This window comes from Paenibacillus sp. FSL P2-0136 (genome assembly GCF_037975325.1).
Taxonomy (GTDB): Bacteria; Bacillota; Bacilli; order Paenibacillales; family Paenibacillaceae; genus Paenibacillus_AQ; species Paenibacillus_AQ silagei.
In genome coordinates this window covers 2328256-2343278 of sequence record NZ_CP150244.1, presented here as the reverse complement: position 1 = coordinate 2343278, position 15023 = coordinate 2328256, and the positions used below count along the sequence as shown (strand labels likewise).

Below are 15023 nucleotides of genomic sequence, written 5' to 3'. Positions count from 1 at the left end.
GTATTTTTATTAATGTCTATTAGTAAACATGCCTTTTATTATCCCTTGATCACACCATACCGTATCACCCGCTCACCGCGATCCTGATGATTACCAGCTGAGCTGGGCGCTTAAGTATATGACACGCCATGTCATGTTTTACATGGATTCTTCTCCTCTAAGGAATATTCTCGCTTCGATTGCCTCCCCAGCATCTTTATGAAAAGTCAGCATATACTTTAAAGTAAGCGTCACGTTTGACTGTACGGTTTCCAATTTGATATGATTATTTTACGCAGGAAATAGCGAGGTGAGATAACTTGGAGATATGACCCTTTACCGGATCGGAGAGCTGGCCAAGGCTGCCGGCATCAGTGAACGTACCATTGATTATTATACGAAGCTTGGACTGATTACACCGGAATCCAGGAGCATGAAGAATTACCGGCTCTACAGTCATGAAACCTTAGTCGTTCTTCAACGTATTAATCAGCTTAAGCAAGAGAAATATACATTGGAAGAAATCAAATCCCTGATGGGCAAGTGGAATGCAGCCACACCTGAGGCTGAGGTCTCCGGCAAGCTGGTCCAGCTTGAGCTTCAGATGCAGCAGCTAGAACGGGAAGTGAAGGCCCTGGAGCCCGTGATAAGCGGTTTGAAGCCTGGCCAGGCCAACCGGGCACTGGCAGCACTGATTCCTCAGGGCGTCGCCTGTATGGAAGCGATCCGGCTTCTGCTGACGCAAGGGCCGCCAATGTAACAGCTTGTAATTTATAATGGAGGAATGAGCACATATGATGCCACTAATGTATCTGTTGTTAGCTGTCGCTTTTATCTTTTCTGTATGGGCCCAGTTCAGGGTCAAGGGCAATTTCAAGAAATGGGCCAAGGTGCCGAACATGAATGGCTTAACGGGTTATGAAGCTGCCCGGCGTATGCTGGATGCCAACGGACTCTACGATGTTCCCATTGAACCGGTTCAGGGAACTCTTACAGACCACTACGACCCGATTAACCGCGTTGTACGGCTGTCGGAGCCTGTATATTATGAAAGCTCCATCGCAGCGGTCTCCGTCGCTTGTCACGAGATCGGCCATGCGATTCAGCACAAGGAGCATTATCCGATGCTGGCGCTGCGCCACCGGATGTTCCCGGTCGTGAACTTCGCCTCCGGGGTCGCTCCCTTCATGCTGCTTGCAGGCTTCATCTTCAGCTCGTTCAACCTTATCGGGCTCGGCATTATCTTCTTCTCTGCCGCAGTAGCCTTCCAGCTCGTCACGCTGCCCGTTGAATTTAACGCCAGCAGCCGCGCGCGCCGGATTATGGTACAGCAGGGCTTCATCCGTAATGATGAAGAGCGCGGCGTAGCCAAGGTCCTGAATGCCGCAGCGCTCACCTATGTGGCAGCAGCGCTGGTATCTCTGATCGAGCTGATCCGCCTGATCCTGATGTTCCTCGGTAACCGCGATTAAGATCTATATTACTACACAGACAATACCCCGGTAGGCTATGAGCCGACCGGGGTATTGTCTGTGTGCCTGTCTTTGAAATAGGTAAGCAGAAAGTTACGGAAGGACTGGGCGACCAGCGGCAGCTTGCCTTCTGCCCGGTGAATCAGCCCGACGGTTCTGGTAATCGTAGGCTCCACCACCCGGACCTGTGCAGGCTGCATCGGGTTGGTCTGGTAGAGCGCCATCTCCGGCAGCAAGCTTACCCCCATCCCGGCGGCTACCAGACCGCGGATTGTATCGGTCTCCCCGCCTTCAAAAGCAATCTGCGGCTTGAACCCTGCCGCAAGGCAGGCCTGCCACACAATCGGCCGCAGCGAGTAGCCTTGGCTGAACAATACGAACTTCTCGTCCCGCAGCTGTTCCAGCCGGATCACTTCCCTGCTTGCAAGCGGATGATTCTGCGGCAGAATGGCGAACAGCTCCTCGGTCATTACGATATCTCCGGCCACATGCCCTACATTCTCCGGGAACGGCGAGATGAATGCCAGATCCACCTCTCCAGAGATAACATCCTTGATTAAGGATGGATAGGCTCCCTGCTTGAAGCGGAATTTCACATGGGGATAATGGCTGCGGAACTCCGCCACAATGGAAGGAATCAGATGGGTCCCGAGGCTGTGCGGGAAGCCGATGCGGATCTCGCCGCGCTCCGGGTCAAGGAATTCATGCACCTCCGCCACCGACCGGTCGAGTTCATTCAGGACCGACTCCACTCTTTTGCAAAAGAGCTGCCCGACAGGCGTAAGCTGCAGATTCCTCCCCTTCTGCATGAACAGATCCACTCCCAGCTCCTGCTCCAGCTGATGAATCTGGCGGCTTACCGCAGATTGTGCGACATGCAGCTCCTCCGCCGCTCTGGTGACATGTTCCTTCTGGGCAACCTTCAGAAAATACTGCAGCTGTCTAAGCTCCACGATTACACCCTTCCTTATCGCCGTTTTCGTTTGAATACACGGATGATTAGCCCATAGATGAAGAATCCAGCGATCAGGCCGCCGATATGAGCCATATAATTGATATTTGGAGCGGCAAAGGACATGATAATCCCCATCACCAGAAGTCCGTAAAGCGTCTTGCGCGAGCCCTCATCCATCATTGCCCTTTGGAACACCGCAATATAGAGGAATGCGCCATAGACGGCGTAGATCGCCCCCGAGGCCCCTACAGAGACAATTCCAATCTCCACATTCCCTCGGCTGCTTATAAGAACCCACAGCAGATTAGCAATGAAGCCGCCGCCCAGATACAGCAGTGCATAACGCCACCAGCCCATCAACCGCTCCAGCGGCGGGGCGAACACAAGCAGCGAGAAGCTGTTGAAGAACAAATGAGCGAAGCCGTTGTGAAGGAACATCGCCGTCACGCAGCGCCACAACTCATCCGTTTCAGCACCCACATTGACCGTAGCCCCGTACTCCACAAGTGTATACAGGTTGGTGGAGCCGCCATTCAGGGACAGCACGATGAACATAACCACATTGGCCAGAATCAGCGCACAGGTTACAGGATAATACCGGAGATAGCTTCTCCACTTCTCATACCTTATAAAAATCATAACACCCATCCTTTTATGTATGTTGTCCAGCTCGACATCCAGCTTCTAAAAAGATTATAATTTATTCTGGCAGGTACATGCCAATAATGCAATTCAAGGAGGAAACAAGGACATGACGCAAGAAAGAACAGGCGTAGCCACTTTTAAGGGCAACCCCATTACTCTGGTAGGCCCGCAGCTGAAAGCCGGAGATTCCGCGCCGCAATTCACGGTAAGCAAGAATCTCCTGGAAGATGTTACACTTACAGATTACGCTGGCAAAATCAAGCTGATCAGCGTTGTACCTTCCCTGGATACCGGTGTGTGCGATGCGCAGACCCGCCGCTTCAACAGTGAGGCTGCCGGTCTTGGCGATGATGTAGTCATTCTCACCATCAGCACAGATCTTCCTTTCGCCCAGGCCCGCTGGTGCGGCGCCGCAGGCATCGACAGTGTAATTACCCTGTCCGACCACAAAGAGACTTCCTTCGGACAAGCCTATGGCGTCCTGATCAAGGAATTCCGCCTCGACATGCGCTCCATCTTCGTTGTAGACAAGAACGACACTTTGGCTTATGTCGAGTATCTCGGTGAAATGGCTGAGCACCCGGACTACGAAGCGGCGATTTCCGCAGTTAAAGCTCTGCTCTAAGCTAAGACTGACAGCACTGATATGTTATACAGCATCCAGGCCTATAAATGTACATTTTTGAAAAAAAGCGGTAGAAGGTCATCCTTCTCCGCTTTTTGCGTATGATGATCAATAAGGGTATCCGTGCCTGGAACAGGCTGTCCCACTCCCGAAAACCGCATACAATCCCGGCAATACATGCCCGAATGCTATCCTTAATCCACCTTATATTTGCCCAGCTTCTTATCCAGAGACTGGTACAAACGCTGAATGACACGGTAATTGGCACCCAGATCGCCAAGCGACCCTCTGGATGCTGAATATATATCTATGGCACAGCGTACGGGCGTGGTGCTTAACACAGATACGGTAATATCCAGCGAGCGGCCTAACGCCGTTCTTTTCTCCAGGGTAATCTCCCCTACAGACTGCACTTCATGCAAGACCTTATAACCAGGAATTTTCTTCAGCGTTGCGGATACTTCATCCCACGCCTTGTCTCTTGAAAGATTGTAATAACGCGTTTTCAATGCCGGATCTTTGGCACGGTCGCTTGTTCCGTCATGACTGCGAAATAAACCGACCAAGGTTCTTTTCAACGACAAAATTCTTCCCCCTCTTCAAATCCCAAGTTCACTACCCTAAGTGTAACACTCTTGTCCGCGGAACAAAAGGGCATTGCTCACTTTAACCTTGAAAAAGGCACCCTCTACCCGCTAGTGAGCAGGTAACAGGATGCCTTGTCAATTCCATTAGAAAACCCGCCTATGCCGTCCGGCTGCAGTGTCTTCTGAACCTGCTAGAGCAGGTGGGTGACCGCAGAAGTCGTTTTTGAATTCCCCAGGTCATATAGACAGGGCTGTTCAGCCGCGCTTCATGTAGATCTCCCAAGACATTATCATTGGTTCAAAACAACGAGCAACCATAACGTACATCGCAGGATTTATTAACATTATAGTGCGTTTTGACGAAAAAGTAAACCTGTATGCGCTTTATTTAACGCCGGGATCATTTTCCGTTGACATTACTGCCCGGATGATCACGGAAATGTTAAGTCCGCTTAAAATCCTTACCGGTGTCCTTATCTCTGTCGTCTTCATCCTCGTCTTCGTCATCATCGTCATCATCATCGGCCGGCAGACCTTCATTCTCAGCTGCTTCCAGCGCGGCCTGTTCTTCAGCCAGCTTCTTCTTCTCCACCTGAAGTTGCAGCTTATTGTATGTAGCGAAGAAATTAAAGAAGGCGAGCATAGCAATCAGCGTAGGAATACACAGCACATAGAGCACCGGATACCGCAGACCTATATAGAGAAGAACGCCTGAACCAATCAACGTCGAGAACACACGGATCGGCCGGGCGATCGTGAGCAGAATCGAATTGGTTACCACTTCCTTGAACGTCATCTGGTAGTGAACCACGATGGAGAAGAAGTTAAACATCGATACGAACAAAATAATCATCAGCACCAGCATCAGGATACCGACAATCTTGAAATTCGGCATTTGCGTCATGTATACGGTCACATCAACGTACATCACGACAAACAGCAGGGTGTAGATAAGCCCTCCCAGCATGCTTTTCAGATAATTCTCTTTGTATCCCTGAAAAAAAGTGCGGAATGTACTTACATCGGTATTGCCCATTACCCATTTGCGCACCACTGTAAATAACGCCGACGTAGCCGGAAATACAGTAAATGGCGCGAATACACCAAGTACCCAGTTCAGCATAATCTGCTCATTCGGTCCGCCTGCTCCTGAACCCAGCATGAGGATCTTCATAATTCCTGCGAACAGAAACGGTATCGAACACAATGCCCATAAAATATTGCTGAAGGCGATGCGTGAGATCCATTCCGTGATGCGGTATATACCGCCCATTGCTCCTTTAAACTCCAATTCCCTTCCTCCTGTCTATCTTGTGCATACTGCGTATCTTAACTATACCTGTTTGTACAGGACTTTTCCAGCGCCCAAGTTTACAAGTTCTAGGTAAGTGTCTAAGCAAGCTCCGCAATACGTCCATATATTACATTGTAACCACAACAAATCCCCCATGCTCAAAGGAGGTTGACCTCATGTCCGCACCTGGCTGCTGCAATCCCTGGACTTCCACCGGAACAATTCTCGTGCTCTTCATCCTGCTGGTCATCATCAGCCGTACCTTCATCTAAGTGAATCCACAGCAAAAAAAAAGAAGACGGGAACCGGTAACGGTTGCTCGTCTTCTTCAAGGTGTTCTGTTATAGCTTAAGCGTCAAAATCCTGCTTGGCCGGGCGGGTGCTTGTGCTGCTCGGACGCGAGGAAGGTCTTCCGTCTGTGTTACGGCTCGCTCCATCACGGTTGCCTTTGTAGCCGCCGCCGTAGCTGCTGCCGCTTCCGCTGTTGCCGCCATAGCCGCTGCTGTAGCCGCCACGGGTGCTTCCGCCGCTGCTGGCATTGTCACGATTTCCGCGATAGCCGCCGCCGCTTGCATTGTCTCGGTTGCCGCGATAGCCGCCACCAGAGCTAGAACCGGAACCGGAACGGTTGCCGCCATAGCCGCCGTTAGGCTTACGCCCGCTGCGGATGTCGTTCTTGCCGCCGCGGCGCTTGGCACGGATCGGATCTTCAGGAGTCAACTCAATTTGCGCATCCTTGTTATCGCCGGTAAGAAGCTTCATAGCTGCGGACAGCAACTGTACAGAATCATATTGCTCCAGCAATTGAATGGCAATGCCTTTGTATTCGTTCAGTTCGCCAACCTCAACCATTGCAAGCAGACGTTCTGCTGTAATGCGTTGTTTGCCTTCAATAGCCTCGGCCATCGTAGGAAGCGGTTTGCGGGTAATGCGGTGACGGGTCACGCGTTCGATCAGGTGCAGGTGATCCATTTCGCGCGGAGTTACGAAGGACCAGGCTGTTCCTTCTTTGCCGGCGCGGCCTGTACGGCCGATACGGTGTACATAGCTCTCCGGGTCCTGCGGAAGGTCGAAGTTGATTACATGCGTTACGCCGGATACGTCCAGGCCGCGTGCAGCTACGTCTGTAGCAACCAGTACATCAATGCTGCCGTCGCGGAATTTGCGCATTACAGCATCCCGCTGGTTCTGCGACAAGTCGCCATGCAGGCCGTCAGCGGAATATCCGCGCTTCTGCAAGCCTTCTGCAAGCTCGTCTACCCGGCGCTTCGTGCGGCCGAATACAATTGCCAGATCTGGCGATTCCATGTCAATCAAGCGGCTAAGCGCTTCGAATTTCTGGCGTTCAGGCACTTCAACATAAGCCTGGTCGATAAGCGGTGCGCTAATCTGTTTAGGAATTACGGATACATGCTGCGGGTTCTTCAAGAACTGCTGGGCAAGGCGTTGAATGTTAGGAGGCATAGTAGCCGAGAAGAGCATGGTCTGACGTTCTTCAGGAACGAGCTTGAGGATGGTCTGGATATCCTCCATGAAGCCCATATCTAGCATTTCATCGGCTTCATCCAGTACGATCGTCTGAACATCATCCAGGCGGATGGTCTTGCGGTTGATATGGTCCAGGAGGCGTCCTGGTGTACCAATAATAATCTGTGGTTTTCTCTTCAGTCCGCGGATCTGGCGGCCGATATCCTGCCCGCCGTAGATAGCCAGTGAACGAAGTCCTTTGAAGCGGGTCAACTTACCGATTTCTTCAGCGACCTGGATGGCCAGCTCACGTGTTGGCGTCATTACCAGTGCCAGAATCTTCTCTTCTTCTCTTGCGATCTTGGAGATGAGGGGAATCCCGAAGGCTGCGGTCTTACCTGTACCCGTCTGTGCCTGTCCGATAAGATCCGATCCGGCCATAGCAAGCGGGATAGCCTGCTCCTGGATTGGTGTTGCTTCCTCAAATCCTAGCTCTGTGATTGCTTGAAGTACTTTTGGCTCCAAGCCGAATTCTGCGAATGTTTTCAAATTATTCATGCTCCTTCTATACAGTGGACATTCCACATGCTTGTCTGTATTCTTAAGTAGCGGTAAACACATTTATAGGCTGTCCAATCATGCCGGATTTTCTGCATGGTTTAGCGCGTATTGGGACAAACAACTGTCCTATGATCAGGCCACTACATACACCTGACAATTGTAGCTTCGCATTCTAAGCAATGCAAAAATACCATTGTAACGTCCTACTCAAGAATATCCTATACATTATATCACAAACCCAATCAGGAATACCAGTGTATTCCTTACTTTCATTACTTACATGACACTCACACTACACTCAGAGGTGAATTTGCTTGGTTAAACTAAGATTATTCGGGAGCTTTCTTGCCGTCCTCTTCGGTTCAGCGATGATCGCAAGCGGCTTTAATCTGTTCCTGATCCCCCACAGACTGCTCAGCGGAGGCGTATCCGGCCTCGCCATGCTGGCCGGTTATTTCACTCCTTTTAACATCAGCTTACTCTATTTACTCTTCAATATCCCGCTGCTTGCTACAGGATGGTTCCAGCTGGGCCGCCGGTTTATTATTCTCAGCATGGTCTCTGTAGGTGCTACCACCTGGCTGATGACGGTGGTACCGGTCTTTCAAGTATCCTCGGATATGCTGCTTGCCTCTGTTTTCGGCGGGGTGCTTGTGGGTGCCGGTGCGGGCATCTCCTTCCGTGTAGGAGGCTCCTCAGGCGGCTTCGATATTCTGGGCTCCATTATAACACGGTACCGGGATTTCCCGGTAGGCAGTGTGCTGGTCGGTCTCAATGGTCTCGTCATTCTTGCTGCGGCTTATTTTGACGACAACTGGAATCTGGCGCTGGCCTCGATGGTCTCCATTTACGTCACCGGCAAGGTGGTCGACCTGATTCATATCAGCCACATCAAAGTTACCGTGTACATTATCACCAACCGGACTGACGAGCTGCTGCAGCAATTGCTGGGCCTTCAGCGCGGCGTTACAAAATTTAAGACAGAAGGTGCTTATTCTCATGTAGAACGGGACATGCTAATGACAGTGACCACACGGTATGAGCTTGCAGAACTGAAACGTATTATTAAAACAAGCGACCCGCAGGCTTTTGTAAATATCGTTGAGACTGTCGGTGTGATGGGCTCTTTCCGCAAACGGTAATTCATAAGAAAATGCTTATCCGTTCAAATTATGTTATATTATAGCTACGCAGGACCTTAACAATTTCATGAAGATTGTGATTTACCCTCTTTTTTCCAGGCACTTCGTTTTTCCGGGTGGACCCTGAATTCTGATTCAGTTCGATTCGAAAAAGGAAAGGGTGATTTTTGTGGAAATGGAAACGGTAAAACTGTCAGCAATCGTCATGAGGTGGTATCCGGATATGATACCGTTCCTGAAGCAGGACGAACTCAATTCTGTAATCGTACTGCGTGACGGTCTGAGTATTCTGGAACCGGCAGATGCCATGGATATCATCCATTACAGCATTTGCGAGCATCAGAATTCTGCGTATCTTCATTAAGCAAGCTGCCCTAAAGAGCAAGTTGTAATAGTTGCCGCCCTGGTCATTGGCCTTCGTGCCAGTCCGGGGCGGCATTTACTTTTATAATCAGCGGTTCAAAATCTGTACATCCCGTTTATAAACAACAAGAGCGGAAATATGACCTCAAAAAATTACGGGTATTGTTACAAGTCTGTTCTTTTTGGGTGCATCCGTTACCTTATACTTTATAAGGAATGTACATAAAGGGAGCGAATAAGAAATGAATATCACCTGGGCTTTACTGATGATGGCCCTGGGAGGCGTAGGTGTTCCGAATCAAGGACATGAAGCCGATGTGGCAGCAGCCCTGCAGAGCGCCATGAATCCCCCCATCGTCGCAGAACACACCACCAATCCGGACGCAGCAGCATCACCGAACGGAGGCGGCACTGCCTCTCCTGCACCTTCACCAAGCGCATCGCCGGAGACAGCACTTCTTGCCGATCCGCAGCCGGATGCTCCCAAGGTTAAAGGGATATACGTGACTGCCTACAGTGCCGGGGGTGCACGGATGGAGACCCTGCTTGCCCTGCTGGACAAGACTGAGCTCAACTCCATGGTTATCGATATTAAAGATGATGCCGGATACATCACCTACAAAACGGACAATGCTGAACTTCAGCAAATGGGACATCCACAACCGTTCATAGGTGATATCAACAAGCTGATGACCCGCCTGAAGGAGCATGATGTCTACCCGATTGCGCGTATCGTAGTATTCAAGGATTCTGTGCTCGCCAAAAAGAACAAGGAATTATCCTTCGTGAACAAAGACGGCTCTGTCTGGGCCAACAAAGGCGGAGACAGCTTCGTCAATCCTTATAATGAAACTGTGTGGAAGTATAACGTAGATATTGCCAAGGAGGCCGTTAAGCTCGGGTTCAAGGAAATCCAGTTTGACTATGTACGCTTCCCTGAAGGCTTCGAGAAGCGTGCGGACACTCTGAAATACACGAAGAGCGACAGACCGCGCGTGGAAATTATCGCCGACTTTGTTAAGTATGCCAAAGCTGAGCTGGCACCACTGGGAGTTCGGATCTCTGTGGATATCTTCGGCTATGCCGCCTCGGTACCTGCCGCAGAAGGTATCGGACAGGATTTCGTGAAGATCTCAAAGAATGTCGATGTTATCAGCCCGATGGTCTATCCGAGCCATTATTCCACCGGCTGGTTCGATGTGAAGGACCCGGACAAAGACCCTTATGCTACCATTAAGGGCTCAATGGTCGATACACACAAGAAGCTCAATCCGCTAGGCAGCTACAAGCCGGTCATCCGCCCATGGATTCAGGATTTCACCGCCAGCTGGCTGGGCAGCGGGCATTATGTCAAATACGGCAAGAAGCAGGTTGAAGATCAGATCCGTGCCTTGAAGGATCAGAATATCGACGAATTCCTGCTTTGGAATGCCAATAACCGCTACACCGCCGATGTAAAGTACGACCAATAAGCTTTCTGCAATTATCCGGATGTATCCATAGCCGCACGATATTAGAGAGCCCGGCAGCTGCCGGGCTTTTTACTGGGAATATTTACACTGGGAAAATAAGTATTCAAAATAAAGATAACGGGGCATTGATGATTATGAAACAGACAACTTCCATTAAACAAAAGGCCGGGCAATTCCTGCATATATTGCTTCCGATTCTAATTACTCAGATTGCATTGTCGGCCATTACCTTCTTCGACACCAATATGTCCGGCAAATTCGGCACGAATGATCTGGCCGGCGTAGCCATCGGCACAAGCCTGTGGATTCCGATCCAGACAGGCCTTAGCGGTATTCTTATGGGAATTACGCCCATTGTGTCTCATCTCCTCGGCAGCAAGCGGAGTAAGGATGTGGCTAACCAGGTGATGCAGGGCATTTGGCTCTCCCTGATCGTATCCGTGCTCGTGCTGATTCTTGGCAGCCTCGCTCTCACACCGATCCTGAATTTCATGAATCTGGAGCCTGCGGTACGAGATATTGCCTTCCGCTTCCTCGGTGCCATTTCCTTCGGCATTATCCCGCTGTTCGGCTATACCGTTGTCCGCAGCTGTATTGATGCCCTGGGTCAGACCCGTGTCTCCATGTTCATCACCCTGATTGCCCTGCCGGTCAATGTGGGGCTTAACTATCTGCTGATCTTCGGCAACTTCGGCTTCCCCCGCCTTGGCGGAGTAGGCGCAGGCGTAGCCTCTGCGATCACGTATTGGGTCATTTTTCTAATTGCCCTAATCTTCGTCTACCGGGCTGAGCCTTTCCGCAATCTGCAGATTTTCCGTAAATTTCATGCGGTGTCCCTGGTAAGTCTCAAGGAGCTGCTGAAGATTGGTGTGCCTATCGGCTTTTCGATCTTTTTCGAGACGGCGGTGTTCTCGGCTGTAACCCTGCTGATGAGCCGCTTCGATACCATTACAATCGCTGCCCATCAGGCCGCCATTAACTTCGCTTCCACCCTTTATATGATTCCGCTGAGCATCTGCATGAGTCTGACGATTCTCGTCGGCTTCGAGAGCGGCTCCGGCCGGCTGAGGGATGCGCGCCAGTATGGCATTATGGGCATTGGTACGGCGGCTGTCCTCTCCCTGCTCACAGCGCTGGTGCTGCTCTTCGCCGGGAATCATGTCGCCGGACTGTATTCGGATGACCATGAGGTGATCTCGCTGATCCAGCATTTCCTGATCTACGCGATCTTCTTCCAGATCTCTGATGCCATCGCAACCCCGACCCAAGGCGTACTGCGGGGATATAAGGATGTTAATCCTGCGTTCGTCATCTGCTTCATTGCCTATTGGGTGATCGGCCTGCCCGTCGGCTACCTGCTCGCCACTTATACTGAGCTTGGGGCTTACGGCTACTGGATCGGACTCATTACCGGCCTTGGAATCGGCGCAATTCTGCTCCTGGGCCGGCTCGTCAGGGTGCAGCGCAGATTCGCCCCGGAGAAGGCATGAAATAGCACGGAGCTCCACAAAAAAGTTCTTGTCTTATAACAAGAACAGCCACAGACAAGGGAGATTACTCTCCTTCGTCTGTGGCTGTTCTTCATTAACGGCTCTTTACAAGCAAATCTACTGCTTCCTTAATCACTTGATCAGGGGAGTTCCCCTTCGCAAGCTCTTCCTGAATACAGTGCTCCAGATTGTCTCCGATCACTGCACCAATAGAGCGGTCTACGGCTGTTCGGATCGCTGTCAGCTGAGTCACGATCTCGCGGCAATCTTTGCCTTCCTCCAGCATCCCGAGTACTCCCCTCACCTGACCTTCGATACGCTTCAACCGGTTGCTAATAGCTTTATCATACTCCACTGTCCCTTGGCCCCCTCTAGATGAATAAGTTCACGCCGGAATCCTCGGCAGCTCCAAGATAGCTGGCAACACCGCCGAAGTCTACACCTTCAATTAATTCCTCCTGCTTGATGCCCATGATGTCCATGCTCATCGTGCAGGCCATCAGCTTAACCCCGGCATTCAGTGCGCCTTGCATCAGATTCTCCAGGGATTCCACATTCTTACGGCCCATAGTATAGCGGATCAGCTTCGACCCAAGCCCGCCCATGTTCATGCGGGATAAGGGAAGCTTCCGCGTTCCCTTCGGCATCATCATGCCAAACATCCGGTCTAGAGCATTCTTCTTCACCTGCGGAGACTGCCCCCGGCGCAGAACATTAAGCCCCCAGAAGGTAAAGAACATGGTTACCTGCTTGCCCATTGCTGCGGCGCCTGTTGCAATAATGAAGGATGCGATAGTTTTATCCAGATCACCGCTGAAAACAATCATCGTTGTACCTTCAGAGACTGCTGACTGTTCCGCCGGAACTACGGTTCTGTCTGCCAGGTCTACTCCCTTCCGTACCAACGCCTGAACCTTGCCCCCGGATACATCCACTGATTCCAGTGTGTTCCTTGTCTTGCTGCACCACTGCCTGATATCAGCGGCAAAACCGAAATCCGTTGCAGTGATCTCAACCCGCTGGCCTTCCTCCATTGAGCTTATAGTCTCATATACTTTGAGTATAGGGCCGGGGCACTGTAATCCGCAAGCATCCAGCAGGAGCTGCGGCTTAGGGCTGAGCTGTTCGTGGCTATGGACTATACTGGCGGGAGACGGGGCATTCACTTTTAAAGCCGGCGTCTCTCTTTTCCCGGAATCATCAGTGTTATTCCCCCTTGCCATCGCTGCGTATGTTTTGTACCCTCCGTCAACATTTCGTACTGCATATCCGTATTGGATTAACATGCGGGCAGCAATGTAGCCGCGCAGCCCTACCTGGCAGGACACGGCGATCTCCCGATCCCCTGGAATCTCTGTGAGCCGGTCTCTCAGCCCAGCCAGCGGAATGTTGATGGAACCCGGAATGAACCCGGCTAAACGCTCTGCTTCGTCTCTTACATCAATGATGAGGCCGCCACTACGTGTGAATTCGTCCACTTCATGCCATTGCAGATTACGGACGAGTCCCTCCATCAGATTGGAGGCAACATAGCCCGCCATATTGACCGGATCTTTGGCCGAGGAATACGGCGGCGCATACGCCAGCTCCAGATCGGCCAGCTCATCTGCCTTAAGCTTGCTGCGGATCGCGGTGGCAATGACATCTATTCTTTTGTCCACTCCGGCACTTCCGGCCGCTTGTGCTCCATAAATCTCTCCTGTCTGCGGGTTGAACAGCAGCTTAAGCGCTATCGGTGCAGCACCGGGGTAGTAACCGGCATGAGAATTCGGATGGATATGCACAGCTTCATAAGGTACCCCAAGCGACTTAAGCGTCTTCTCGTTGTTCCCGGTCAGCGCAGCAGTCATATCGAAAATTTTGATAATCGCAGTACCTAATGCCCCAGTGTAAGAGGCTTCCCGGCCGTTGATATGATCGGCGGCCAGACGCCCCTGCCGGTTCGCTCCCCAGGCCAGGGAGACCATGGTATCGAACCCTTGAACGCGGTCCTTCACTTCAATGACATCCCCTACGGCATAGATGGCCGGATCACTGGTCTGTAGCGAGGCATTGACCTTAACCGATCCCCGGATGCCCAGCTCCAGCCCGCAGCTCCGTGCCAGGTCATTCTCAGGACTGACCCCAATTGCCAAGATAACCATATCCGTTCTAAGCTCCCCGCCGGAGGAGAGACGGAGCAGGCTGCCTTGCTGTTCAATAGCCTCTACACCCTCATTCATCCGCAGTTCCACCCCGTGCATACGCATATGCTCTTCCAGTGGACGAACCATCTCGAGATCAAGCGGGTTCAGAATCTGCTGACCCCGGTCAATCACAGTGACATCAAGCCCCCGCTCCCGCAGGTTCTCCGCCATCTCAAGACCAATAAAACCTGCACCAATTACAGTGGCATGCCGGGGGTGACGGCTGTCCACATAGGCCTTGATACGGTCTGTATCAGGAATATTCCTTAAGGTAAACAGGTTCTCAGCCTCTGAAATACCCGGCATCGGGGGAACTATCGGCTTCGCTCCCGGTGAAAGTACTAAGATATCATATGGAATCTGCAGTCTCTCGCCTGTTGTAACATTGCGGCAGTGTACCTGCTTATGTTCACGGTCAATCTCTGTCGCCTCGGTAAAGATTCTCACATCAATATTGAAGCGTGCCCGGATTCCAGCCGGTGTCTGCAGAAACAGCTTGTCCCGGGAATCAATACTCTCCCCAATATAATAAGGCAGCCCGCAATTGGCAAAAGAAACATGCTCTCCCCGCTCAATCATGATAATGTTGTCTTCTTCGTTCAGTCTTCTTAGGCGTGCCGCAGCGGATGCCCCTCCGGCAACACCGCCGATAATGACTATAGTTCTACTCATGCTTATTCCCTCCTAATTGTATACCCCTATGGGTATTAATATATACGGGTGGGGGTATACTGTCAAGTCAAAAAAGAGCAGCCCCTTCCGGTGATGGAAGGCTTGCTGCTCCG

General features: G+C 51.3%; 15 protein-coding genes and 1 other RNA gene. 8 read left to right on the top strand and 8 right to left on the bottom strand.

From position 1 onward, the window contains the following. Window positions 1-307: 307 nt before the first annotated feature. A complete protein-coding gene (locus tag NYE26_RS09705) occupies window positions 308-739 on the top strand; it encodes a MerR family transcriptional regulator (RefSeq protein ID WP_036725200.1) in 432 nt (143 codons plus the stop codon). A 37-nt stretch (window positions 740-776) separates the two neighbouring features. After that, window positions 777-1451: a zinc metallopeptidase gene (locus NYE26_RS09700; protein WP_036725481.1), complete on the top strand. Its 675-nt coding sequence runs from the start codon at window positions 777-779 to the stop codon at window positions 1449-1451. Between the two features lie 35 nt (window positions 1452-1486). Here NYE26_RS09700 and NYE26_RS09695 read toward each other — a convergent pair whose 3' ends face one another. Then, window positions 1487-2404, bottom strand: a complete 918-nt coding sequence (locus NYE26_RS09695) for a LysR family transcriptional regulator (RefSeq protein ID WP_209874261.1) — start codon at window positions 2402-2404, stop codon at window positions 1487-1489. A 14-nt stretch (window positions 2405-2418) separates the two neighbouring features. Then, window positions 2419-3045 (bottom strand): rhomboid family intramembrane serine protease, encoded by a 627-nt coding sequence (locus NYE26_RS09690; protein ID WP_036725206.1) that lies wholly within the window; start codon window positions 3043-3045, stop codon window positions 2419-2421. Between the two features lie 112 nt (window positions 3046-3157). Between NYE26_RS09690 and tpx the strand changes: the two genes are divergently transcribed. Next, window positions 3158-3676 carry a thiol peroxidase gene (gene tpx / locus NYE26_RS09685; protein WP_036725207.1) on the top strand — a complete coding sequence of 173 codons (519 nt, stop codon included), beginning with the start codon at window positions 3158-3160 and terminating at the stop codon, window positions 3674-3676. A 194-nt stretch (window positions 3677-3870) separates the two neighbouring features. On the opposite strand, the gene NYE26_RS09680 is transcribed toward tpx, so the two are convergent. The 3 genes from NYE26_RS09680 to NYE26_RS09670 all read right to left on the bottom strand — a co-directional run bounded on the left by NYE26_RS09680 (window position 3871) and on the right by NYE26_RS09670 (window position 5554). Continuing rightward, window positions 3871-4260, bottom strand: coding sequence for a DUF1499 domain-containing protein (locus NYE26_RS09680; RefSeq protein ID WP_339255368.1), 390 nt, complete (start codon window positions 4258-4260; stop codon window positions 3871-3873). 149 nt (window positions 4261-4409) lie between these two features. Further along, a non-coding RNA gene (gene ssrS, locus NYE26_RS09675) (6S RNA) lies at window positions 4410-4601 on the bottom strand. Between the two features lie 104 nt (window positions 4602-4705). After that, on the bottom strand, window positions 4706-5554 hold the full coding sequence (locus NYE26_RS09670) for a DUF624 domain-containing protein (RefSeq protein ID WP_339255366.1): 849 nt from the start codon (window positions 5552-5554) through the stop codon (window positions 4706-4708). A gap of 179 nt (window positions 5555-5733) precedes the next feature. Here NYE26_RS09670 and NYE26_RS09665 point away from each other — a divergent pair, with 179 nt between their 5' ends. Then, entirely contained in the window at window positions 5734-5829 is a 96-nt protein-coding gene (locus NYE26_RS09665; RefSeq protein ID WP_036702210.1) for a hypothetical protein, read from the top strand. Window positions 5830-5905: 76 nt separating this feature from the next. Here the strand turns inward: NYE26_RS09665 and NYE26_RS09660 are convergent, their stop codons facing one another. Further along, entirely contained in the window at window positions 5906-7573 is a 1668-nt protein-coding gene (locus NYE26_RS09660) for a DEAD/DEAH box helicase (RefSeq protein ID WP_036725212.1), read from the bottom strand. A gap of 326 nt (window positions 7574-7899) precedes the next feature. Between NYE26_RS09660 and NYE26_RS09655 the strand changes: the two genes are divergently transcribed. The 4 genes from NYE26_RS09655 (at window position 7900) to NYE26_RS09640 (ending at window position 12052) form a co-directional block, all read left to right on the top strand. Next, window positions 7900-8727 (top strand): YitT family protein, encoded by an 828-nt coding sequence (locus tag NYE26_RS09655; RefSeq protein WP_036725214.1) that lies wholly within the window; start codon window positions 7900-7902, stop codon window positions 8725-8727. A gap of 175 nt (window positions 8728-8902) precedes the next feature. Continuing rightward, window positions 8903-9091 (top strand): hypothetical protein, encoded by a 189-nt coding sequence (locus tag NYE26_RS09650; RefSeq protein WP_171718441.1) that lies wholly within the window; start codon window positions 8903-8905, stop codon window positions 9089-9091. 241 nt (window positions 9092-9332) lie between these two features. Further along, window positions 9333-10562: a putative glycoside hydrolase gene (locus NYE26_RS09645; protein ID WP_339255364.1), complete on the top strand. Its 1230-nt coding sequence runs from the start codon at window positions 9333-9335 to the stop codon at window positions 10560-10562. A gap of 134 nt (window positions 10563-10696) precedes the next feature. Beyond that, window positions 10697-12052 carry an MATE family efflux transporter gene (locus tag NYE26_RS09640; RefSeq protein WP_339255362.1) on the top strand — a complete coding sequence of 452 codons (1356 nt, stop codon included), beginning with the start codon at window positions 10697-10699 and terminating at the stop codon, window positions 12050-12052. A 94-nt stretch (window positions 12053-12146) separates the two neighbouring features. Here NYE26_RS09640 and NYE26_RS09635 read toward each other — a convergent pair whose 3' ends face one another. Both NYE26_RS09635 and NYE26_RS09630 read right to left on the bottom strand, forming a co-directional pair. Further along, window positions 12147-12407, bottom strand: coding sequence for a metal-sensitive transcriptional regulator (locus NYE26_RS09635; protein ID WP_036725219.1), 261 nt, complete (start codon window positions 12405-12407; stop codon window positions 12147-12149). Window positions 12408-12423: 16 nt separating this feature from the next. Continuing rightward, window positions 12424-14910 carry a CoA-disulfide reductase gene (locus NYE26_RS09630; RefSeq protein ID WP_339255360.1) on the bottom strand — a complete coding sequence of 829 codons (2487 nt, stop codon included), beginning with the start codon at window positions 14908-14910 and terminating at the stop codon, window positions 12424-12426. Window positions 14911-15023 lie beyond the last annotated feature (113 nt).

Coding starts and splice junctions, on each gene's coding strand:
- NYE26_RS09640 (WP_339255362.1), top strand. CDS start 10,697: ATGAAACAGACAACTTCCATTAAACAAAAGGCCGGGCAATTCCTGCAT.
- NYE26_RS09650 (WP_171718441.1), top strand. CDS start 8,903: ATGGAAACGGTAAAACTGTCAGCAATCGTCATGAGGTGGTATCCGGAT.
- NYE26_RS09700 (WP_036725481.1), top strand. CDS start 777: ATGCCACTAATGTATCTGTTGTTAGCTGTCGCTTTTATCTTTTCTGTA.
- NYE26_RS09630 (WP_339255360.1), bottom strand. CDS start 14,910: ATGAGTAGAACTATAGTCATTATCGGCGGTGTTGCCGGAGGGGCATCC.
- NYE26_RS09665 (WP_036702210.1), top strand. CDS start 5,734: ATGTCCGCACCTGGCTGCTGCAATCCCTGGACTTCCACCGGAACAATT.
- tpx (WP_036725207.1), top strand. CDS start 3,158: ATGACGCAAGAAAGAACAGGCGTAGCCACTTTTAAGGGCAACCCCATT.
- NYE26_RS09690 (WP_036725206.1), bottom strand. CDS start 3,045: ATGATTTTTATAAGGTATGAGAAGTGGAGAAGCTATCTCCGGTATTAT.
- NYE26_RS09705 (WP_036725200.1), top strand. CDS start 308: ATGACCCTTTACCGGATCGGAGAGCTGGCCAAGGCTGCCGGCATCAGT.
- NYE26_RS09645 (WP_339255364.1), top strand. CDS start 9,333: ATGAATATCACCTGGGCTTTACTGATGATGGCCCTGGGAGGCGTAGGT.